This window comes from Streptomyces sp. NBC_01788, assembly GCF_035917575.1.
Classification (GTDB): Bacteria; Actinomycetota; Actinomycetes; order Streptomycetales; family Streptomycetaceae; genus Streptomyces.
In genome coordinates, this window is sequence record NZ_CP109090.1 from 4,840,987 (window position 1) to 4,863,529 (window position 22,543).

Consider the following 22,543-nt stretch of genomic DNA (forward strand, 5'->3'; position numbering starts at 1 on the left):
GGTCATCGGCCGCCGCACAGAGCCGGGGTTCCCCCCGTACCCACGGCTCGTGCATTCCGGCGCGGGCGGGACACGTTCCCCCGGTCCCGCCCGCGCCCCCGTCCTCTCCCTCGCCGTTCCTCGCGCGTCACCAGTGCACGACGACCCGGTCGCCGACCCGCACCTGCGCGAACAGCCGTGAGATCGCCGCCTCGTCGCGTACGTTGACGCACCCGTGCGAGCCGCCCGCGTAGCCGCGCGCCGCGAAGTCGTAGGAGAAGTGCACGGCCTGGCCGCCGCTGAAGAACAGCGCGTAGGGCATGGGGGAGTCGTAGAGCGTCGACACATGGTGCCGGGACTTCCAGTAGACCTGGAACACGCCCTCGCGGGTGGGTGTGTACTCGCTTCCGAACCGCACCGCCATCGTCGAGAGCGTTCGTCCGTCCACCATCCAGCGCAGCGTCCGGGTGGTCTTGTCGATGCACAGCACCCGGCCGGTCAGGCAGCGCCCGTCCGGTGGTCCGGCCGGCTGCCCGCCCATCAGGTACAGCTCCCACCGGCCCGGCTCGTGCGTCATCGCCAGCAGGCGCTGCCAGGTGACCGTGTCGGTCCGCCCCGTCCGCGGCAGCCCGCGCTTTCCCTGGAAGCCCTGGACGGCCTGCTCGGTCAGCTCGTCGTAGGAGCCGGTGGGCCCGTCGAACAGCCAGCCGATCTGGCGCAGCCGGGCCTGGAGTTCCCGTACGGCAGGGCCGCTGTCGCCGCGGGACCACAGGACCTGGGCGGTGCTGCGGACCGGGCGCGGGGTCCCGCCCGGTCTCGCGTCGCCGGGGTCGCCGGTGCGGACACCGGGCTGCCGGGTGCCGTCCGGGATCTCGATGTGCACCGGCGTGCGCGGCCGGCCGTCCGGGCCCGTGGGCTGCACCGTGCAGCCGCTCAGGGCGGCCAGTGCCGTGGCCGCGGCGACGGCGGCGCCCGCCTTCCTCATGCCCCCGGTACGCATGGCGCCCCCCGTTGTCCCGCCGGCGTCCGTCGCCGGTACACCGGAATGTCTCCCCGCGAGTGACGGACGGCGAACCACGGGGCAAGGTGGGGAGATGAACGAGCGGTCCGGCCCGTGGGACAGCTCCCCGCGGCGGGCACTCCCCGACGGCACGGCCGCCGCCGCGGTCCGGGGCGACAGCGGGTCGTACGGGCGGACAACTGGCGGGCGACAGGGAACGCGGAGGCACACACCATGACGCGCGAGTCGGAGTCGGGGCTGCCCATCGAGCCGGTCTACGGGCCGGACGCCCTGAAGGACTGGGACCCGGCCGAGAAACTGGGCGAGCCGGGGGCCTACCCCTTCACCCGCGGTGTGTACCCCACCATGTACACGGGCCGCCCCTGGACCATGCGCCAGTACGCCGGTTTCGGCACGGCGGTGGAGTCCAACGCCCGCTACAAGCAGTTGATCGCCAACGGCACGACGGGCCTGTCCGTCGCCTTCGACCTGCCCACCCAGATGGGCCACGACTCCGACGCGCCGATCGCGCACGGCGAGGTCGGCAAGGTGGGCGTGGCCATCGACTCGGTCGACGACATGCGGGTGCTGTTCGGCGGCATCCCGCTGGACAAGGTGTCCACGTCGATGACGATCAACGCCCCCGCGGCACTCCTGCTCCTGCTGTACCAACTGGTGGCGGAGGAGCAGGGGGTCGGCGCCGACAGCCTGACGGGCACGATCCAGAACGACGTGCTGAAGGAGTACATCGCGCGCGGGACGTACATCTTCCCGCCCAAGCCGTCCCTGCGGCTGATCGCGGACATCTTCAAGTACTGCAGGGCCGAGATCCCCAAGTGGAACACCATCTCGATCTCGGGCTACCACATGGCCGAGGCGGGCGCGTCCCCCGCGCAGGAGATCGCGTTCACCCTCGCCGACGGCATCGAGTACGTCCGCACGGCGGTCGCGGCCGGCATGGACGTCGACGACTTCGCCCCGCGCCTGTCCTTCTTCTTCGTCGCCCGGACGACGATCCTGGAGGAGGTCGCCAAGTTCCGCGCCGCCCGCCGGATCTGGGCGCGTGTGATGAAGGAGGAGTTCGGCGCGAAGAACCCCAAGTCGCTGATGCTGCGCTTCCACACGCAGACGGCGGGGGTCCAGCTCACGGCACAGCAGCCCGAGGTGAACCTGGTCCGGGTCGCCGTCCAGGGCCTGTCGGCGGTCCTCGGCGGCACCCAGTCGCTGCACACCAACGCCTTCGACGAGGCGATCGCGCTGCCCACCGACAAGAGCGCGCGCCTGGCCCTGCGCACCCAGCAGGTCCTGGCGTACGAGACGGACGTGACCGCGACGGTGGACCCCTTCGCCGGCTCCTACGTCATCGAGAGGATGACGGACGACGTGGAGGCGGCCGCCGTCGCGCTGATGCGGAAGGTCGAGGACCTCGGGGGCGCGGTCTCGGCGATCGAGCACGGCTTCCAGAAGCAGGAGATCGAGCGCAGCGCCTACCGCATCGCCCAGGAGACCGACTCCGGCGAGCGGGTCGTCGTCGGCGTCAACCGCTTCGGACTCGACGAGGAGGAGCCCTACGAGCCGCTCCGCGTCGACCCCGCCATCGAGGCCCAGCAGGCCGAACGCCTGGCCCGGCTGCGCGCCGAGCGTGACCGGACGGCGGTGGACACGGCCCTGTCCGCCCTGAAGAAGGCCGCCAAGGGCGAGGACAACGTCCTCTACCCGATGAAGGAGGCGCTGAGGGCGCGGGCGACGGTGGGCGAGGTGTGCAACGCGCTGCGCGAGGTGTGGGGCAACTACGTGCCGAGCGACGTGTTCTGAGCGACGGCGGCCCCCGCGGCGAGGGGGCCGCCGGGCCGCCCGTCTCGTCCCCCGGAACCCGGAGACGGGGTGCCGTACCGCCGTGCGACACTCCTTGCCATGTTCGGAGTCATCCACCTCCCCACCTACTTGGCAGGACTGGCGCTCATCGTCCTGCTCCCCGGGCCCAACTCGCTGTACGTGCTCTCCGTCGCCGCCCGGCGCGGGGTACGCGCCGGGTACACCGCCGCCGCGGGTGTCTGGTGCGGGGACACCGTGCTCATGACGCTGGGAGCGGCCGGGGCGGCCTCCCTGCTGAAGGCGAACCCCGTGCTGTTCGGGATCGTGAAGTACGCCGGCGCCGGATATCTGACCTGGATCGCGATCGGCATGCTGCGGACCGGCTGGGGGATGTGGCGGACCCGGCGGGAGAAGGCCGCGCTGGAGGAGGACTCCGCGCCGGCGGCCGGCGAGCGGCCGTTCCGCCGCGCTCTCGTCGTCAGCCTCGTCAATCCCAAGGCGATCCTGTTCGTCATCGCCTTCTTCGTGCAGTTCGTCGACCCGGCCTACGCCTATCCGGCGCTGTCCTTCGTCATCCTCGGCGCCTTCCTCCAGTTCGCCAGCGTCCTCTACCTCAGCGCGCTGATATTCGGCGGCATGAAGCTGGCCGCCGCCTTCCGCCGCCGCAAGCGCCTGTCGGCGTCCGCGACCTCCGCGGCGGGCGTGCTGTTCCTGGGCTTCGCGGTGAAGCTCACGCTGGCGAGCACGTAGCGCCGCTCCACCGGCCGCCGCTCGCCGCGGGGACCGCAGACGGCACGGGCCCCGGAACGTATCCGTTCCGGGGCCCACTTCTGTCCCATGGGGCTTGCTGCGCCGTCGTGTCCGGCGGGTCAGCCGAGCAGCCGCCGCAGGTTCAGCCTGCCCCACAGCAGGCTGGTGCCGAACGAGAGGGCCATCACCGTGATCAGCAGACCGACCAGAAGCAGCCCCGCCATCGGTCCGCTCAGGTCCGGCGACACCAACGGGGCGACGATCTCCTCGACGAACAGCACATGCACCATGTACGCGCCGAGCGCGGCACCGGCCAGCTTCTGCAGGAGTGGCCGCAGCTTCTCGGGGATGCGGATCCTGTTGACCAGGAGCAGCACACAGATGGTCAGGACGGCGACGAACAGGTGTGCGTTGGGGATCACGTAATGGACCTGCGTGTTGTACCAGAGGCACCCGGCCATGGCGAGCGGCATCACGACGAACAGCGGCCATCGCCACCGTACGGCGCCGGCCGGGAGGGCGAACAGAAACGCGCCCCCGACCGCGTACACCAGCGAATAGGTGCCGAACCCCCAGGTCGCCGTCGGCATCCTGTGACCCGTGACCTCGCCGAGGGTGGTCAGCACGCTCGGCAGCACCGCGATGCCGAGCAGGGCGGCTCCCAGTCCCCAGGGCCGCTTCCCTGCCTTGACCAGCATCGCGAAGGCGAGCAGCACGGTGATCGGGATGTAGCTGTACATGAACCACAGGTGGTAGGCGGGCCGCACGGTGCCGAAGAGGGAACTCGTCGCCAGCTCGGTCATCGGCCGGTCGTTGCGGTCCCGCAGCCAGGCCCAGACCAGATAGACCGCCGTCCACACGAAGAGCGGAACGGTGTTGCGGACGACCCGCTGCCACATCCGGGCGCTGTCGCGCGGGGGCGCGCCGACCAGCACGGCCCAGCCGGCGATGGCGAAGTACGTGGGAACGGCGAAGGCATGGATGCCCTCGACCACGTGTCCCGCCCAGTACGACCCGGAGCCGTTGGCCGGGTTGTCGCCGGTCGCCTTGATGAACTGGGCGCCCGTGTGTCCCAACATGACCATGGCCGAACAGATCAGCCGCATCAGGTCGATGTCGTAGCGGTGTTCCCGTGGTGCGGCGGCCTGTTCGGACGAGGCGCTTCTCTGCTGCGGCACGTGTACGGCTATGTCATTGGGCACTGCGCAACTCTCGTGGTGCCCGGTGTACGGGAGTTGAAGAGGCAGTGGCTCCGCTGTGGCTGGTGGGTCTCGTTTGGCCGTCCGGGACGGGTGAACGGGCAGGTCAGCCCACGGGGGCCGGGTTCGGACAGCGAAACGCGTCCCGCCCGGCTCGGCCTACGGGCCGAGCCGGGCGGGACGCCACGGCTGTCACCTCGGGTTCATCCCCGTGTCACTTCCGGACACGCCGCCCCACCGCCCTGCGCACCACGCGCTTCGCGCGGCGCACCTGGAGCTTCGCGCGCGATCGCGGGTGGCTGCCGGGAAGGCCGAGTTCGGCCAGCCGCAGCTCGGGGAAGTAGTAGCCGGGGCCGTCGGCCAGGTTGTTCCGCAGCCAGTCCGCCGTCGACTCCCGCAGCCGCGGGTACGTCTTGGGCTGCATGCAGAAACCGATCGCCCGGACCAGCGGTGACAAGGTCCCGGGGGCCGGGCCGACGAGAGCCGGGGTCTCCTCGCGCTCCAGATCCGGCACCAGGTGGTCGACCACGGCCAGGGGCACGCGGTTGCTGTTCGGGTAGGGCTGGAGGCGCCGCATCACCAGTTCGGTCCCGACCCTTGCGACGGGCACCTCGAAGTAGGCGGAGGCGGTCACCATGGCCGTCGAGAAACAGCCGACGACGAGCTCGGGACGGCAGTGGTGGTACAGCGTCTCGGCCAGCAGCGGCGCGTCCAGCACGGTGAGCCGGACGCCGGCGTCCGCCGCCGCCTTGCTCAGCGCCGCCGAGTAGCCGGCGGGAGCCGTCGGATGGGGCTTGAAGACCAGGGAACGGTGCCCGGCGCGCACGGCCCCGGTGAGCATGCGGACATGGAGGTCCTCCTCCTCCTGCGCGCTCAGGATGTTGATCGCCGCCAGATACTGGCCGAGGAGCACGGCCGTCGGCGCCTCCTCCAGGACGGGCGCGAGCCGCGGGTCGTCCGCCGCGTCCCTGGAGATCTCGTCGAGCACGCCGCGGAACGCCTCGTCCGGGACGATCTCGGGCTCGACGCCGTACTCGGACAGCAGCATCGGCTTCAGGCCGGGTATCAGGTCGAGATGGAGCAGCCGCCGGATGCGGCGCGCGATGGTCAGCGGCAGCTTGTCCCGGGTCGGCCCGTAGCTCATGAGGCCGTCGGCGTACACGTGGACGGCACTCTCGGAGAAGATCGCCGCCAGGGCCTGGGCCGGGTTGACCTGGATCGACTCGACGGCGAGCTCGATCAGGTCCCGCTCGTCGATGCCCCACAGCAGACGGAACGCCCGCTGCCACATCACCGTGTCGTTGCCCCGCGGACCCCAGGCGCTGGGGTGGTGGGGGCTGATCGCCTCGTTCCAGCCGACCACCGAGTCGAAGCGGCCGGCCACCGGCGCGAAGCCGTGCATCTCGTCGAGGCGCAGGGCCGTCTCCGGTATGGCGGCGTTGTTGGAGACCAGCAGGACGCGCCGGGCCTCGCGGCGCGGTCCGAACAGGCCCGCGTCGAGCGCCGCGGCGAGGGTGGCCGCTCCGTAGAGGGTCGAGACCTGGAAGATCTGAGTCTTGCGGGGCATGGTTCAGGCAGCCTTCCGCCCGTCACGCAGGCGGCTGAGCGACCTGCTCCGAGTGCTGTCCATGGTGGTGAGGGTCTCCTCGAGCGTTCGCTCGGGCATGCGGTGGAGCGCGGCTTTCGCCTCACGCCGCAGTCGCTGGGCCGTCGAGGGCTCGTACTCGTTCGCCTTGCCGATGTGGAAGGCGATCATGGCGCAGTAGGTCCGTACGGCCTTGGGGAGGAAACGCTCGGTCTCCGGGTCCTTCAGCACATCCTGCAGCAGCGCGTCGTAGGCCGGGATGAAGTCCAGCTGACGCGCGTCCTTGATCTGGGTGAGCGAGGTCGCGACGCCCCTGCGGTAGAACACGCCGTGCACACCGAGGGAGGCGTACGTCCTGGCCTTCAGATGCAGGCGCCAGATCCACAGCCGGTCCTCGGCGGTGCGGAGTTCGGTCGCGAAGCGCATGCCCCCGTCGTCGAAGAGGTGCCGGCGGTAGATCCCCGCCCAGACGAAGGGGTAGTCGACCATCGTCTCCGAGTCGGCCGGCGCTATTCCGTCGCGCGGATCCATCACGAGGTTGCGCACCGGGGCCGGGGGCCGCCGGATCACCCGCTCGGTGCCCGTGGCCTGGACATGATCGGTACGGGCGAAGTCGCAGCCCAGTTCGTCCATGGCGCGCACCAGTTCGGCGAGGTGGCCCGGCCCGTACCAGTCGTCGCCGTCGAGGAAGGTGATGTAGTCGCCGCTCGCCGCGTCGATACCGCTGTTGCGCGCCTGGGCTATGCCCATGTTCTTCTCGTGCCGGATCACCTTGGCGCCCGGATGCCTCTCCGCCCAGCGGTCGACGACCCCGGGGGTGGAGTCCGTGGAGCAGTCGTCCACGAGCAGGAACTCGACATCGGGATGCGCGTTGTTGGCGAGGCTTCGCAGCGTGCTCTCGGCGAACGCTCCCACATTGTGCATGGGGACGACAACAGACAGTCTCGGCACAGAGGCCTCTCACGCTCGAAGGTCGGGGATTGGAACAGGCTAGCGATGCTCCCGACGGGTGCAGTGTCGCCCGGGACATGGAGAGATGAATTAAGTTCAAATCATCGGTGAATGACCAGTGGTTTACGCCTGGCCAAAGATTTCCCTGAGCTCGTCGAGGTTCGACCGGGTCGTTTCCCAGAGGAACTTCTGCGCGTCGTGCACTTCCGCCACGGCGGTCGCGTGGTCGTCGAGGATCGCCGTGGCCCGTTCGCTGAGCCGGGAGCCGAGTTCCCGGTCGTGCACGGAAAGCCCCCATTCCTCGCGGCCGATGTCGGACAGGAAATAGGCGAGCTTCGGGTGGGAGACGAGGCTGAGGATCGGGGTGCCGCAGCCGAAGGGGATCATGCCCGCGTGCCCGCGCATGCCGATCACCAGCCGCGACCGGCCGTACAGCTCGCGGATGCCGTCGTTCGACATGTCGTGGAGCTGCTCCACGGGCAGTGTGAGGCCGTGCTCCCGGCGCAGGTCGTGCACGAACTTCTCGTCGGCGGGCATGTGGGCCGCGTAGCGCACGTCGGCCCGGTCCCGCAGTTCCCGGAGCGCGGCGGCCATCTGGCCGAGGAAGTGGCCGTAGTCGTGGCCGAAGCGCAGCCCCGCGCGGTCGTAGGCGCAGTTGACCAGGACGGTCTCGGATCTCTCGGCCGGGTCGAACCGGCCCGGGGCGAGGTACCGCGCCACGGTGGTCGGGCAGGGCTGGTAGCGCACCCGGTCGCGCAGCTCCTCGGGGAGCAGCTCCCGGACCCGCTCGATCGAGCCGCGGTTGCGCAGCCCGAAGAACGCCGACCGTTCGACGAGCACCCGCAGGCTCCCGGCGAACCGGCTCCGGCGGTAGAGCTGTCCGTCGAACACGTTGTAGCCGACCGCGAACACCGCCAGGGGCGTGGTGATCCGCTCCAGGAGCTCGTCCGGGACGTTCCACTGCCAGTGGCTGTTGCCGTTGGGGGAGGTGTCCGGGAGGAAGAGCCCGCCGCCGCCCACGATCACTCCGCGTCGCGCGTTCAGCTGCTCCACCGCCGCCTCGTCGACCAGCCGGTGCACCGGCTGCCGGTACCAGCGGCGCGGGCCCGTGTCGGTGCCGAAGCACATGCGCACGGCCTCGGGCAGGACCTTGTCCCCGGCGTTCTCCTGGCCCTCGGCGAACAACGCGACATGCGCGAGCTGGTCGGCGGCGGCGTCCGGCTGCTCCGGTTCCGGTCCCCCGGGGCGGGTGCGCGCATACCAGCTGTGGCAACCGGCGTCGGTGGGATCGGCGTCCAGGCCCTCCCGGGCGTACGCGTGCGCGTCCTCCTCCCGCCCGCACAGCCACGCCAGACGGGCGAGCTGGGCGAAGGCGCGCGGGGCGACATCGGGTGAGGCCGCCGCCAGCAGCAGATGCGCCTCGGCCTCGGCGTAGCGCGACAGCGCCATCAGGCAGACGCCCAGCGTCTCCTGGCAGCGGGGCGCGTCCAGCCGGTCGCCCACGACCGGGGCGAGGACCTCGACGGCCTCGTCGTAACGGCCCTGCCGGCGGTACACGTCGGCCACCGTACGGGCGAGACCGAGGGAGGGACGCGCCCGGAGCAGCGGTGGCGCGCAGTGCGCCAGCAGGTCGGGGTGCTTGTCGCCGGGTAGGGCGCAGTAGGCCGCCCGGAACTCCTCGTCGCTCATCTCGAAGCGGCGCCGCGCCTCGGCGGCCGGACCGTGGACGGGCGCGCCGGAGGGGCCCGTGAAGTGGAGGACCGCGATGTTCGCGGGCACCGGGGAGCCGCCGGGGAGCCGGTGGGTGAGGAAGCCGTACCGCGCCTCCATCGGGACCAGGACGTCCGCCGGCGTGAGGTCGGGACCGCCGTCGCCGGTGAGCCGGGCCGCCAGGGTGTCGTCCACGTCGGCGCGCTGGATCACCAGGAGGCCGCCGGGCAGGACGGCACGCCGCTCCCCGCCCTCCCCGTCGCACAGCGTCTGCGGGACGGCGCCCACACCACGGCGCATCCGCAGCAGCTCACCGAGGTCCCCCAGCACGACCATGTCCGGGCTGAGGGCGATGACCGTGTCATAGCCCTCCAGCCGGAAGAGGTCCGCGCGGCCCTCCGCCCGGCGGGTGACGACACGCGGGTGCAGACGGCGCAGGGCGTCGAACGAGGAGTCGGCTGGCCCCGGGTGCAGGACCACGAAGTCCTCGCACACGCCGGGATTGGTCAGTACCAGGCTGCGCAGCAGCGTGGCCAGGGCGGGCAGGCGGTCGCTGTCGGCGTGGACGGCGAAGGCGATCCGGCGTCTTCCGGTGACGGTGCTCCGGTCGTCCGCCAAGGAGTGGGTCATCGCAGGGCGATCCTCATCTTGCTGTGGTCGACGTGTGTCGCGCGGTCCATGACCCACTCGGCCTCCCTCGGCCGCAGCCGGCCGGGCAGGCCGAAGCCGACGAGGTCCAGGCGAGGGCTGACATCCAGGAAGTCCAGGAGCCGCAGGACGGTGAAGGCGGTGGTGGTCGCCGGTTCCCAGTCGTCCTCGCCGATCAGCGCCGGGTCGGTCAGGGGCGCGCGCAGGGACGCGTCACCGATGTGCTCCTGCGCTCCGGGCACGAGCCGCTGCCGCGTGGCGCGGCGCCAGGGTCCGGCCGGGGAGCCGAACACCAGCCGGATGCCGGCCGGCCGCGTCCAGGCGGGCCCGTCCCACGGGGTCTCGCCCCGCAACGAGACGGCGTGCAGATCGGTGCGCCCGCCGGTGCCCTCCGCGCGGACCCCGAAGGAGTCGCAGCGCACCACCAGGTCGTAGCCGTCGGCCCCGACGCCCGGCGCGCTCCCGGCTGTGCCGTCGGCGTCCGAGACCAGGCACACCGTCCGCCCCTCGACGAGTCCGCGCAGCCCGCCGACGCCGATCGGGGTGCTCCCGCCGAGCAGCGGGTCGGACAGCGCGGGCCGCTCGACCAGCCGCCGGTACGTCCCGTACAGCTTCAGCAGGTGCCGCACGGCGGGGTCCCCGGCGCCGTGCTCGGCCACCCGCGCCTGTACGAAGGCGGCGAACTCGGGGGCCGCGACCGCGGTGGGCTGCCCGAGCAGGTCGCGTGGCGGGGAGCCCGCCCGGGGGAAGAGCGCGTCGGCCTCCTCCAGGCACGCCCGCCGGCGCCGCAGGGTGTCGATCCTGCGGACGATCTCCTCCGCCGCGCCGTTGTCCCGCACCAGCGTGAGGTGGCGCTCGTAGCACTCCAGGGCCTCTGCCTCGCGGCCGAGCCCGTCGAGGGCCAGGCCGTGCAACCGCCAGGCTCCCCTGGACCGCTGCCGGATCCGGGTCGAGGTCTCGGCCACGCCCAGGGCGAGGGTCAGCCCGCTGTCCCCGCCGACGTCCAGGGCGCGCTCGCCGACCTTGAGCAGGGAGTCGAAGGGATCGGCCGCCGGCGTGTCGAGGGAGGCGGCGAAGACACCGATCGCCCGGGTGAGACTGGCGTGCCGGGGAGAGGGCTTCTCACTCTGCGCCGCGAGGTACTCACCGCACAGGCGCATGCTCCGGGCGAACAGTTCCAGCCTGGCGGCCTCCTTCTGCCGTGCCTTGAACAATCCCGCCAGGGGGTTCGTCATGCGTTCACCGTCCTCCGATCGGAGGACGCATCGTGCCCCAGTGCGAGGGGTGCCGAGTGTCTTCGCAGTGGACGGCGGGTAAACAGTCCCGGTTGGGCGGCCGGCCGGATGACGTCGCCCGGCGAGGACCGGGGTGCCCGTCGGCAGGCCGCCGTACCCGCGGCAGGGCCATGACCCGGACGCGCCGCCCGGTGCGGGCGGCGCGTCCGTCCTCAGCGCCGTACGGCGTTCTTCAGCGCCCGCGCCCGCCGCACCATCCGGCGCGCCGTGGCGCTGCGGGGGAGGAACGCCAACCGCTCCGGGATGCCGCCCGGCAGGCCCAGCGAGGTGAGCCTGCGGCGCTTGAAGTAGCGCTGGGTGCGGGGTCCGAAGTGCTGGGAGAGGAAGCGCTCGGCTGCCGGGCGCAGACCCGGGTGGATCTGCGGCTGCATGACGAAGCCGACGGTGGTGACCAGCCCGGTCAGCAGGTCGGCGGCGAGAGCGGCCTCCCCCTGCCCGTCCTCCTTCCCGTCCGCCAGGTCCGGCAGCAGCGCGTCGGCCAGGACGACGGGGACGCGGTTGCTGTTCTGGTACGGCGTCAGGCGATCCAGGACGAGACCCGTCCCCACCCGGGCGACCGGCAGGCCGTGGAACGCGGAGGCGGTGAACAGGGCGGTCGAGAAGCATCCGACGACCAGCGCGGGCCGGGCCTTCTCGAACAGCACCTCGGCGAGGACGGGCAGGTCCAGGACGGTGAGGTCCACGCCGAGCCGTTCGGCCTCGGTCTCCAGCGCCCGGCTGCAGCGGGCCGGAGCGGTCGGGTGCGGCTTGAAGACGACCGAGCGGTGCCCGCGGGCCACCGCGCCCCGCAGCATCCGCACGTGCAGGTCCTCCTCCTGCTCGGCGGAGAGGATGTCCAGCGCGGACAGGTACTGGCCGAGCAGGACGGCGGCGTGCTCGGGCAGCGGCGGAAGCCGCGGCACGGCGTCGCCGATCCGGCTCAGCACCTTCATGAACGCGTCGGTGGCCACGGCCTGCGCGGGCACGTCGAACTCGGTCAGCAGCAGCGGGGTCAGACCGGGGACCAGGTCCAGGTGGAGCAGCCGCCGTACGCGCGTGCCGACCAGCGGGTCGATCTTGTTGCGCGTGGGGCCGTAGCTCATCAGCCCGTCGGCGTAGACGTCGATGGGCGCTTCGGCGAACGACTGGGCGATGGCCAGCGCCGGGTTGACCTGAAGAGACTCCATCACCAGGGCCACGTGGTCGTCGCCCAGGTCCCACAGCAGCCGCAGAAGGCGCTCGAACAGCGGGGAGTCGTCGGGGCGCGGCGACCAGGCCCCCGGATGGAAGGGGCTGATGGCCTCGTTCCAGGACAGCACGCCGTCGAAGTGCTCCCGCAGTGGTGCGAAGCCCGGCATCTCGTCGACGGCCGGGGTGGTCTCCGGCGTCGCGGCGTTGTTGCACACCAGCAGCAGGCGGCGGTCCGCCTCGGGGAAGCAGTCGGACTCGATCGCGGCGGCCAGGGTGGCGGCGCCGTACAGCGTCGAGGCGCAGAAGATCTGCGTGGTGCGGGGCATCAGGAGGCCGCCTTCGCTGCGGAGACCCGGCGGCGCAGTCGGCGCAGCCTGGACGAACGGTTCAGGTCCATGGTGTCGAGGACGTCGGTGAGCAGCTCCTGCGGCAGCCGCTTGATCGCCGCGGCGCTCATGGTCCGCAACTGCCTGGCCACCGGCGGCTCGAACTTGTCGATCTCCGACAGGTGGTGGGCGATGATCGCGCAGTAGGTGCGCACCGCCTTGGGCAGCAGCCGGTCGGCCTCGGGGTCGGCCGCGGTCTCCTCGATCACCTGGTCGAAGGCGCGGATGAAGTCGAGCCGGCGCACATCGCCGATCTGCGTGAGGGAACCGGCCACCCCGCGCCGGTAGAAGACGCCCAGCAGGCCCACCACGGCGAACGACTCCGCCTCCCGGTGCAGCCGCCAGATCCACGGCCGGTCCTCGGCGGTGCGCAGACCGTCGGTGAAGTGCAGCAGCCCCCGGTCGACCAGCCGGCGGTGGTAGACGCCCGCCCAGGCGTAGGGATAGTCGACGGAGGTGGTGCGGTCGGCGGGCAGGATCGCCCGCCGCGGGTCCATCACCTCGCCCCGCCGGCCGTGCGGGACACGCTGGATCGTGCGGGCCCGTGCGGTGCACTGCACATGGTCGGTGCGGACGAAGTCGCAGCCCAGGTCCTCGATCGCGGCGACCAGCCGCGGGTAGTAGCCGGGGGCCAGCCAGTCGTCGCCGTCCAGGAAGGTCAGGTACTCGCCGCGCGCCCGGTCGATGCCGGTGTTGCGCGCGGTCGCGAGCCCGCCGTTCTTCTCGTGTCCGACGTACACCGCCCCCGGCAACTCGCGCTCCGCGCGCGCGAGTATGTCCGGCGTCCCGTCGCGCGAGCAGTCGTCCACGAGAATGAATTCGAAGTCCTCGCGGGCGTTCGCGCGCAGGCTCTTCAAGGTGTCGGAAGCGTATTGCCGGACGTTGTAGAACGGCACGATGACGGAGAGCTTGACCACGCAGGTGACGTTAGGGCGCGGCCCCTCCTCGCATCTTTGCCTTTGGCTTGAACTTGGGTGAACGACGTGTGGCGGCGCCGTGAACCAGCCGATGTTCCGGGCCGCCGACGGCCTGGTTCGCCATTCGGCGATGTGCTGTTAACCGTTTGTTGCGTTCGGGTTGGGCGGTTCCTAGAAATGCCTTCCTACGGTCTTCGGCGTGCCAGCCAGTGCGAAGAAGTCCCGGCGAGTAGCCGTTCTCGCGGATTCCGACACCCGGTGGAAATGGGGTGCGCTCACGGCGAACCGCTTGGTTTCCGCCGGTGTTTCCCCCGACTCGGGTGAACCGGACATCCGCCTCGACGGCTATCTGCTGCGGGGCCGTGCCACCCCCACCGCCCGCCAGCTCGAGGAGGTCGGCGTCCGCGCGGACCGTCTGAGCGAGGTCACCGCCGCCGAGTTCCTGCGCGAGATGGCGCGGGAGCCGTACGACGTCCTCGTGCTCGCCCTCGTCGGCGGCGGCGTCCAGGCCATGCTGCACGGACTGGCCCACGCCTGGCGGGGACGCACCGAGCGGCCCGTGGTCGTCACCGGCTACGTCGGCGTCGTCTACGAGAAGCTCACCGACGGTCTGCTGCTGCGCCACGGCGCCGACCTCGTCCTGGCCAACTCCCGTCAGGACGCGGACCGTTTCCGGGCCGTGTACGAGGGCGTGGGCGCCGACTCCTCGTCGGTGACCGAGGTGGCGCTGCCGTTCCTCGGCGGCGCCGCGCACTCCGCGGACCGGAAGGCGGACGACGACCCCTACACGGTCGTCTTCGCCGCGCAGCCGTCCGTGCCGCAGAGCCGCCAGGACCGCGTCTACCTGCTGGACCGGCTGATCGGGCACGCCCGCCGGCATCCCGGGCGCGAGGTGCTGCTCAAGCTCCGCTCCAAGCCGGGCGAGCACACCACGCACATCGAGGAACTGCCCTACCAGAAGCTGGCCCAGCGCAAGGACCTGCCCGCCAACCTCCGTCTGGTGTACGGGAACATGGGCGAGGTCCTGGACCGCACCGACCTGCTGGTCACGGTGAGTTCGACGGCCGCCCTGGAGTCCCTGCACCGGCGCATCCCCACCGTCGTCCTGACCGACCTCGGGGTGCGGGAGGCGTACGGCAACCACCACTTCGTGGGCTCCGGCTGCCTGGCCTCCTGGGACCAGCTCGACGACGGGTACGAGCCCGAACCGGACCCGCGGTGGGTGGACCGCCAGGGCGTCGCCACCGGAGGCACGTACGAGGCGGCCTTCGACAGGGCCCGCCACCGCGTCGACGAACTGCTCGGCGCCGGTGAACTCCCGCCGCTGAAGCCCTACTACACGCCCGTCACCGCCCCCGGCTATCTGCCCGGCATCCTCGCCCGCCACCATCTCGCCCCCGACGGCGGCCCGTTGCCGGGCGCGCCCACCGCCGACCGGGCGCCCGGCCCGGTGCGGCGGATCTTCCGCCATGCCGCCCGCGGCGCCTACCGCCACGGCGTGCAGCGCGTGGCGCCCGTGATCCGTCGGATGGGGGAGCTGTGAACGACCGCATCCCACCCCAAGGAGTGCAGCCCATGACCGATGTCCACCCGGACCCGGGACCCGGCGCCCCGGCGCGCCGCGTGCTCGCGGTGATACCCGCGCGCGGCGGCTCCAAGGGCGTACCCGCGAAGAACCTCGCCCCCGTCGGCGGTGTCCCGCTGGTCGCCCGTGCCGTGCGCGAGTGCCGGGCGGCCCGGCTGGTGACCGACGTGGTGGTCTCCACCGACGACCAGGCCATCGCGGCCGCCGCCCGCCAGGCCGGCGCCGAGGTGGTGCTGCGGCCCGCCGCCATCGCCGGTGACACCGCCACCTCCGAGGCCGCGGTGCTGCACGCCATGGACGCGTACGAGGCACTGCACGGCGCCCCGGTGGACGTGGTGCTGCTCGTGCAGTGCACCAGCCCGTTCCTGACGAGCGAGGACGTCGACGGGGTCGCGGGCGCGGTCGTCGAGGACGGCGCCGACACCGCGGTGACCGTGGCGCCCTTCCACGGCTTCGTGTGGCGCGACGCCGCCGACGACCCGGCGACCGACGGCACGCCGCCGGACGAGGCCGCCGCCGGTTCCCCGGCCACCGAGGGCGGCTACGGCGTCAACCACGACAAGTCCTTCCGCCCGCGCCGCCAGGACCGCCCCCAGGACCTGCTGGAGACCGGCGCCGCCTACGCCATGGCGGCGTCCGGGTTCCGCACGCACCGGCACCGCTTCTTCGGCCGTACCGAACCGGTCCGCACCGACCCGGCGCGGGTGCTGGAGATCGACGACCCGCACGACCTGGCGCGGGCGCGGGCGCTGGCCCCGCTGTTCGACGCCGGCCGGCCGGGGGCGTTGCCGACCGCCGCCGACGTGGACGCGGTCGTACTCGACTTCGACGGCACCCAGACCGACGACAGGGTGCTGATCGACTCCGACGGACGGGAGTTCGTCTCCGTGCACCGCGGGGACGGCCTCGGCATCGCGGCGCTGCGCGACAGCGGCCTGAGGATGCTGATCCTGTCCACGGAGCAGAACCCGGTCGTCGCCGCCCGCGCCCGCAAGCTCAGGCTTCCGGTACTGCACGGCATCGACCGCAAGGACCTCGCGCTGAAGCAGTGGTGCGAGGAGCAGGGCATCGCGCCCGAGCGCGTGCTCTACGTCGGCAACGACGTCAACGACCTCCCGTGCTTCTCCCTCGTGGGCTGGCCCGTGGCGGTCGCGAGCGCCCACGACGTCGTACGCGGCGCCGCACGCGCGGTCACCACCGTCCCCGGTGGCGACGGCGCGATCCGGGAGATCGCCAGCTGGATCCTCGGCCCCTCTCTCGATTCCCTCACCAAGTAAGGACAACTCCTGCCATGAGCACCAACTCCCGCATCCGCACCTTCGGTTCGCGCGAGGCCGGCCCCGGCCGCCCCGTCTACGTCACCGGCGAGATCGGCATCAACCACAACGGCGACATCGAGAACGCCTTCAAGCTGATCGACGCCGCCGCCGAGGCCGGCTGCGACGCCGTCAAGTTCCAGAAGCGCACGCCCGAGATCTGCACCCCGCGCGACCAGTGGGACATCGAGCGCGACACCCCCTGGGGCCGGATGACCTACATCGACTACCGCCACCGCGTGGAGTTCGGTGAGGACGAGTACCGCCAGATCGACGAGTACTGCCGGGAGAAGGGCATCGCCTGGTTCGCCTCCCCGTGGGACACCGAGGCCGTCGCGTTCCTGGAGAAGTTCGACGTGCCCGCCCACAAGGTGGCCTCCGCGTCCCTGACGGACGACGAGCTGCTGCGCGCCCTGCGCGCGACCGGCCGCACGGTCATCCTCTCCACCGGCATGTCCACGCCCAAGCAGATACGCCACGCAGTGGAGGTGCTGGGCTCGGACAACATCCTGCTGTGCCACGCCACGTCGACGTACCCGGCGAAGGCCGAGGAGCTGAACCTGCGCGTGATCAACACCCTGGAGAAGGAGTACCCGAACGTCCCGATCGGCTACTCCGGCCACGAGACCGGCCTGCAGACCACGCTGGCCGCGGTCGCCCTGGGCGCCGTCTTCGTCGAGCGCCACATCACCCTGGACCGCGCCATGTGGGGCTCCGACCAGGCCGCCTCCGTCGAGCCGCAGGGCCTGCAGCGCCTGGTCCGCGACATCCGCACCATCGAGGCCTCCCTCGGCGACGGCGTCAAGAAGGTCTACGACTCCGAGCGCGGCCCGATGAAGAAGCTGCGCCGTGTCACCGGCGTCGTCGCCGAGGCGGAGATCGCCGCGGCCGCGGGCGAGCCGGTCGCGGTGTGAGCCCCAGCCCCTTAACACGGACGGTCCCGCGCCGATGAGCCCCCGCACCCTCGCCTTCGTCGAGAGCCCGGTACAACTGCTGAACGTGCTGGAGTGGGCTCACGCCCGCGGTCATACGGCCGACCGCGCCCCCGGTCCGGGCGGGACCGCTTCCGGCGCCCGCCCGGAGTCGGGGCTCACCCTCGTCGTGCTGTCGCCGACCGATCCGATGAGCCGCGGCCAGCTGCGGCGGATGGCCCAGCTCGCCCGGGACGAGGGGCACGAGGTGCGCTGGGAGGAGGCGCGGGGCGGGGCCGGGGCGCCGCTGCGGACCATCGGCGGCCTGGCCGGGCCGCTCCGGCGGGCCGAGCGGGTCGTGATGGGGGACCCGTTCTCGCGCTATGTGCAGCTGCTGCTGACGATCACCCGGGCGCGGGAGCTCGTGGTCGTGGACGACGGCACGGCGACGATGGAGTTCGTCGGCCAGCTCGCCCGCGGCGAGCGGCTGGTGCGCTGGCACCGCAAGGGCGGCCGCCGCGGCCCGCGGGACCTCGTCCTCGGCCCGGTGTCGGCCGTCGCCCGGCGCCGGCTCACCCCTCACGGGGAACGCCGCCGGGTGGAGGTGTTCTCGTCCATGCCGATCGACGAGACCCCGCGGGGCGTGACCGTCACCGCGAACCGCTTCGCCTGGACCCGCGCCCGTTTCGGGCCGCCCGGCGTCACCGCGGGCGCCGACCTGGTGGGCACGTCGCTGGTCGAGACGGGCGTCGTCGACGGCGACCGGTACCTGGACGCCGTGCGGGCACTGGCCGAGGCGCACGGGGCGACCCGCTACTTCGCCCACCGGCGCGAGAGCGCCGAGAAACTGCACCGGCTGGCCGTGGAGACCGGCCTCCAGGTCGTCCGCCCCGAGCTTCCCCTGGAGCTGATCGCCCGCCGGGGCCCGATCGGCCGTACGATCCTCAGCTTCCCGTCCACCGTCGTGCACACCCTGCCGCTCGCCCTGGCCGGCACGGGGGTGCGCGTCACTGTCTGCGACATCGACCCGAGCTGGCTGACGGCGCACGCCTCCCCGCGGGCCCAGGGCTTCCTCTCCGGCGTCACCGGCACCGCCCGTGACGTGCATCGCCTCGCCCGTACGGCCCAGACCGGCTGAACGCCCCTCCGGGGCGTTCAGGGGCGGCTCCGAGGGGCCTGGAGGGGACGGGAGCCCCACGGACGGCCGTCCGCCAGGTGAACATTGCGGGCGTGGTTCCCGTGGGACGTGGTATGCGTGGAGAAAAGAACAAATGGGGCGGGGTGCCAGGGGCGTGACGTGAGCCACTCCCCCCGGAGCCCCGTGATCCGCTCGGCCGGCGAAGGCGGGCGAGTTTACCCATCCCAGTCGATACGTATGCGCCGGGCGGTCACCTTTCCTTCCCCTGACGGGTTGAACTTTTGTTGATCGAGGGTCAGTTGACCACCCCGGCGTCCTACCCTTCAGAGGGTGAAGCAACTGATGTCCCCAGAGTCCGAGGCCGATCTCCCCGCTGATGCCACCGCGGAAGCCGCCCTTCCCGGCACCCTGCCGGAGGCGCTGTACGCCGAGCTCGTCGCGTTCCGGCGCGACCTGCACATGCACCCCGAGCTCGGCAACCAGGAGTTCCGTACCACCGCCGCGATCAAGGAGCGGCTGGAGGAGGCCGGGCTCGCGCCGCGGGTCCTGCCGGCCGGGACCGGGCTCGTCTGCGACATCGGGGGCGATCCCGGTGGCGGGGGGCCGGGTGTGCTCGCCCTGCGCGCCGACATCGACGCCCTGCCCATCCCCGACACCAAGAGCGAGATCCCGTACCGCTCCACCGTGCCCGACCGCGCCCACGCCTGCGGGCACGACGTGCACACCTCCGTCGTCCTCGGCGCCGGACTGGTCCTCGCGGACCTGCACCGGCGGGGGCTGCTGCCGCGGCCCGTGCGGCTGATCTTCCAGCCCGCGGAGGAGGTGCTGCCCGGCGGCGCCGCCGAGGTCATCAAGAGCGGCGCGCTGGACGGAGTGAGCCGGATCGTCGCGGTGCACTGCGACCCCCGGGTCGACGCCGGCCGGATCGGACTGCGCCAGGGACCCATCACCTCCGCCTGCGACCGGCTGGAGGTCATGCTGGACGGCCCCGGTGGGCACACCGCGCGACCGCACCTGACGACGGACCTCGTCACCGCCGCCGCCCGGGTGGTCACCGACGTGCCCGCGCTCGTCGGACGGCGGGTCGACACCCGCGCCGGGCTCGCCGTGACCTGGGGGCGGATCGAGTCCGGGCACGCCCCGAACGTGGTCCCGCAGCACGCCGAACTCGCCGGGACGGTCCGATGCCTGGACATCCACGCCTGGCGGCAGGCGCCCGACATCGTGGTCGCCGCGATCGACGAGGTCGCCAACCTGCACAAGGCCAAGTCCGAGATCAACTACGTGCGCGGGGTGCCGCCGGTCGTCAACGAACCGGTGGTGACCGAACTGCTGCGCGAGGCGATGACCGCCCGGCGCGGCGCCGCCGCCGTGGAGGACACCGAGCAGAGCCTCGGCGGCGAGGACTTCTCCTGGTACCTGGAGAACGTGCCCGGCGCGATGGCCCGGCTCGGGGTCCGCACCCCGGGCGAGCGGACCGTGCGCGACCTGCACCAGGGCGACTTCGACGCCGACGAGTCCGCCATCAGGGTGGGCGTGGAGCTGTTCACCGCCGCCGCCCTGCTGCACCCGACGCACTGATCCGGCCGGCGAAGGGGCGCCCGGAAGGTGCCCCTTCCTCCGGCCGTGTCACCCGTCCCCGTCCCGGGCCCCGCGAATCACCCCCTGTCGGCACGGTTCGGTAACGCCGGGTTCAACCCCGTTTCCCTCGGCCTCTACGCGCGTTACTGTGCGCCGGAATCGCCACCAGCGGCGGCTCATGGGGAAAGCGGGCCGGCGACGGTGCCGTGGGCAAGAAGGGGTGCTTGCTGTGCGTCTGAACTCATCGAGGACCAGGTTCTCCCGAGCCGCGGTGACCGTAGCGGTCATCGCGCTCGCGGCCGCCGGGTGCGGCAAGTCCAGCAACGACTCGTCCGGCGGCGGCGGCTCCGACGCGTCCGGCGCGTACTCCGGCAAGGGCATAGGCCTGGCGTACGACATCGGCGGCAAGGGCGACCAGTCCTTCAACGACGCCGCTTTCTCCGGTTTCGAGAAGGCCGAGAGCGAGTTCAAGATCGGCGGCCGGGACGTCGAGCCGAACGACAGCGAGTCCGACGCCGACAAGATCCAGCGCCTCGAACAGCTCGCCAAGGCCGGTTACAACCCGATCATCGGGGTCGGCTTCGTGTACGGCCCGGCGGTCAAGGCGGTCGCCGCCAAGTTCCCGAAGACGACCTTCGGCATCATCGACGACGAGACCGTGAAGGCCGACAACGTCGCCGACATGGTCTTCCACGAGGAGCAGGCCTCCTACCTCGCCGGTGTCGCCGCCGCCAAGGCCACCAAGAAGAACCACATCGGGTTCATCGGCGGTGTGGACATCCCGCTCATCCACAAGTTCGAGGCGGGTTACGTCCAGGGTGCCCAGTCGGTCAACCCGAAGATCAAGATCGAGAAGCAGTACCTGACGCAGACCCCGCAGGAGGGCGGTTTCTCCAGCCCCGACAAGGGCGAGAGCGCCACCAACGGCCAGATCGACGCCGGCGCCGACGTCGTCTACCACGCGGCCGGCCTGTCCGGTCAGGGCGTCATCAAGTCCGCCGCCGCGCACAAGGTGTGGGCGATCGGCGTCGACTCCGACCAGTACCAGCAGGGCTCCCTGGACAAGTACAAGGAGTGGATCCTCGGCTCGGCCCTGAAGAACGTCGGCGGCGCGGTCTACGAGCTGACCAAGTCTGTCGTCGACGGCAAGCCGCTGTCCGGCGAGGTGCGCGGCGACCTGAAGTCGGGCGGCGTGGGCTTCGCCGACTCCAACCCGAAGTACAAGGCCATGAAGGACGTCGTCGCCGCCGTCGACAAGGCCAAGCAGGACATCATCGACGGCAAGGTCACCATCAAGACCCAATGAGTGCTCCCCTCCCTGATGGGAGAGGGGATTCCTGGCTCAGGCCGCCTCCTGGAGCAGCGCTCCAGGAGGTCTTGCGCCCTCGACGCCAGCCGGGTTCAGACCTGCCCGGACGAGCATCACGCGGGCGGAGTTCTTGTCCCGGGGGGAGAAGGCTCCGCACGCCGTGCAGGTGTAGGTGCGTTCGGACAGCGGCAGTGCGTGCTTGGTTCTCGCTCCGCACGATCCGCAGTCCATGGTGGTGTGGGCGGGATGCACCAGGCGTACGTCCCGCGCGTGTTTGCGGCCGATCTCGATCAGGGCCTGCTTGGTGGCGCCGATCGCGGCGTCGGCCGCCTTGCGCGCCATGGTCGTCTTCGCGAGGAACTTGGGCCGGAAGTCCTCCACCGCGATCGCATCGTGGTCGCGCACGACTTTCTTCGCCCACTTGCGGGCGGTGTCCTGGTGCTGCCGGGCGATCTTCGCGCAGGTCTTGGCCCGCCACTTCTTCGCCTCCCGGTAGCCCTTCGACGCGGCCTGCCCCTTCTTGGGCCTTCGGCGGGCCATCATCCGGTCGTAGTGGCCCAGCTTGGCCTGGCTCCTGTGGCCGTGCTGGGCGTGGGGGAGGTCATGGGCGTAGGAGGTGGTGGTGGCGGTCTCCTTGACGCCCCAGTCGATGCCGATCACCGCACCCGTCGGCGGGAGCGGCTCGGTCTGGGCGGGGACGACGCGAGGCGTACCAGTGGCCGAGGCGGTCGCGGTAAAGACGCGTACCGAGGAGGGTTCGGCCGGGAGGGGACGGGACCACACCACGGTCAGGACGATCCCGCCCGCCAGGTGCAGGCGCCAGTCCTTGAGGCGGAACCCGCGCCGCGTGTAGTTCAGCGTCGGACCGGTCTCGTGCTTCTTCTTGCGCCGGGGGCATACCGGCCCGCCGCTTGACGGGTAGCCGGTCCTTGACGTCCTTCAGGGCCTTCGCGCGGGACGCGGCGAAGTCGCGGACGGTCTGCTGCTGAGGTACCGAGGCACCCGCGACCAGCCACGGTGTCACCGCGCGGGCCCGGGTGAGCATCCGGTCCAGGCGGGCCGACCGCAGACCTCACCCTCGGCGTGGGCCTTCCTGGAACGGGCCACGCACTCGTTCCACACCCACCGGCACCGCCCCCACTCCCCCTCCAACCCGATACGGGCCGTGGCCGACACCCGCAGCCGATACGTGTACCGGGCATGCCCCGCCCCAGCGGTCTCCCGCCCCATCGCCACGCCTGTCACCCCCTCGGCACTTGCCCCGATCACTCGGAACCCACCAGACGACCGTACGCACG

At 71.8% G+C, this 22,543-nt stretch carries 17 protein-coding genes; 8 read left to right on the plus strand and 9 right to left on the minus strand.

Annotated features, from left to right (window positions below; translation table 11 throughout):
• Positions 1-127: 127 nt before the first annotated feature.
• Positions 128-979 carry a L,D-transpeptidase family protein gene (locus tag OIE49_RS22065; protein WP_326803778.1) on the minus strand — a complete coding sequence of 284 codons (852 nt, stop codon included), beginning with the start codon at positions 977-979 and terminating at the stop codon, positions 128-130.
• A gap of 234 nt (positions 980-1,213) precedes the next feature.
• On the opposite strand from OIE49_RS22065, the gene OIE49_RS22070 reads away from it, so the two are divergent.
• On the plus strand, positions 1,214-2,794 hold the full coding sequence (locus OIE49_RS22070) for an acyl-CoA mutase large subunit family protein (RefSeq protein WP_326803779.1): 1,581 nt from the start codon (positions 1,214-1,216) through the stop codon (positions 2,792-2,794).
• A 99-nt stretch (positions 2,795-2,893) separates the two neighbouring features.
• Entirely contained in the window at positions 2,894-3,544 is a 651-nt protein-coding gene (gene leuE / locus OIE49_RS22075) for a leucine efflux protein LeuE (protein ID WP_326803780.1), read from the plus strand.
• 119 nt (positions 3,545-3,663) lie between these two features.
• Here leuE and OIE49_RS22080 read toward each other — a convergent pair whose 3' ends face one another.
• The 7 genes from OIE49_RS22080 to OIE49_RS22110 form a co-directional block, all read right to left on the minus strand.
• On the minus strand, positions 3,664-4,722 hold the full coding sequence (locus tag OIE49_RS22080; RefSeq protein WP_326803781.1) for an acyltransferase: 1,059 nt from the start codon (positions 4,720-4,722) through the stop codon (positions 3,664-3,666).
• Positions 4,723-4,957: 235 nt separating this feature from the next.
• A complete protein-coding gene (locus OIE49_RS22085; RefSeq protein ID WP_326803782.1) occupies positions 4,958-6,310 on the minus strand; it encodes a polysialyltransferase family glycosyltransferase in 1,353 nt (450 codons plus the stop codon).
• 3 nt (positions 6,311-6,313) lie between these two features.
• Positions 6,314-7,279 carry a glycosyltransferase family 2 protein gene (locus OIE49_RS22090; protein ID WP_326803783.1) on the minus strand — a complete coding sequence of 322 codons (966 nt, stop codon included), beginning with the start codon at positions 7,277-7,279 and terminating at the stop codon, positions 6,314-6,316.
• A gap of 123 nt (positions 7,280-7,402) precedes the next feature.
• The gene (locus tag OIE49_RS22095) at positions 7,403-9,619 is read right to left on the minus strand and encodes a polysaccharide pyruvyl transferase family protein (protein WP_326803784.1); all 2,217 of its coding nucleotides are present in this window, start codon (positions 9,617-9,619) and stop codon (positions 7,403-7,405) included.
• Positions 9,616-10,872: a hypothetical protein gene (locus OIE49_RS22100; protein ID WP_326803785.1), complete on the minus strand. Its 1,257-nt coding sequence runs from the start codon at positions 10,870-10,872 to the stop codon at positions 9,616-9,618. The genes OIE49_RS22095 and OIE49_RS22100 overlap by 4 nt, the downstream gene beginning before the upstream one ends.
• Before the next feature lie 212 nt (positions 10,873-11,084).
• The gene (locus OIE49_RS22105) at positions 11,085-12,428 is read right to left on the minus strand and encodes a polysialyltransferase family glycosyltransferase (RefSeq protein WP_326803786.1); all 1,344 of its coding nucleotides are present in this window, start codon (positions 12,426-12,428) and stop codon (positions 11,085-11,087) included.
• A complete protein-coding gene (locus tag OIE49_RS22110; protein WP_326803787.1) occupies positions 12,428-13,405 on the minus strand; it encodes a glycosyltransferase family 2 protein in 978 nt (325 codons plus the stop codon). Before OIE49_RS22110 ends, OIE49_RS22105 begins: the two co-directional genes overlap by 1 nt.
• Before the next feature lie 199 nt (positions 13,406-13,604).
• Between OIE49_RS22110 and OIE49_RS22115 the strand changes: the two genes are divergently transcribed.
• From OIE49_RS22115 to OIE49_RS22140, 6 genes are all read left to right on the plus strand, one after another.
• Positions 13,605-14,948 (plus strand): DUF6716 putative glycosyltransferase, encoded by a 1,344-nt coding sequence (locus OIE49_RS22115; protein WP_326803788.1) that lies wholly within the window; start codon positions 13,605-13,607, stop codon positions 14,946-14,948.
• A 32-nt stretch (positions 14,949-14,980) separates the two neighbouring features.
• Positions 14,981-16,267, plus strand: a complete 1,287-nt coding sequence (locus OIE49_RS22120; protein WP_326803789.1) for an acylneuraminate cytidylyltransferase — start codon at positions 14,981-14,983, stop codon at positions 16,265-16,267.
• Between the two features lie 14 nt (positions 16,268-16,281).
• A complete protein-coding gene (locus OIE49_RS22125; RefSeq protein WP_100569885.1) occupies positions 16,282-17,220 on the plus strand; it encodes an N-acetylneuraminate synthase family protein in 939 nt (312 codons plus the stop codon).
• A gap of 34 nt (positions 17,221-17,254) precedes the next feature.
• Entirely contained in the window at positions 17,255-18,355 is a 1,101-nt protein-coding gene (locus OIE49_RS22130; protein ID WP_326803790.1) for a hypothetical protein, read from the plus strand.
• Positions 18,356-18,697: 342 nt separating this feature from the next.
• Positions 18,698-19,936, plus strand: coding sequence for an amidohydrolase (locus OIE49_RS22135; RefSeq protein WP_100569887.1), 1,239 nt, complete (start codon positions 18,698-18,700; stop codon positions 19,934-19,936).
• A 271-nt stretch (positions 19,937-20,207) separates the two neighbouring features.
• On the plus strand, positions 20,208-21,242 hold the full coding sequence (locus OIE49_RS22140) for a BMP family lipoprotein (RefSeq protein WP_326803791.1): 1,035 nt from the start codon (positions 20,208-20,210) through the stop codon (positions 21,240-21,242).
• A 36-nt stretch (positions 21,243-21,278) separates the two neighbouring features.
• Here the strand turns inward: OIE49_RS22140 and OIE49_RS22145 are convergent, their stop codons facing one another.
• Entirely contained in the window at positions 21,279-22,103 is an 825-nt protein-coding gene (locus tag OIE49_RS22145; protein ID WP_326806300.1) for an RNA-guided endonuclease InsQ/TnpB family protein, read from the minus strand.
• Positions 22,104-22,543: the final 440 nt, after the last annotated feature.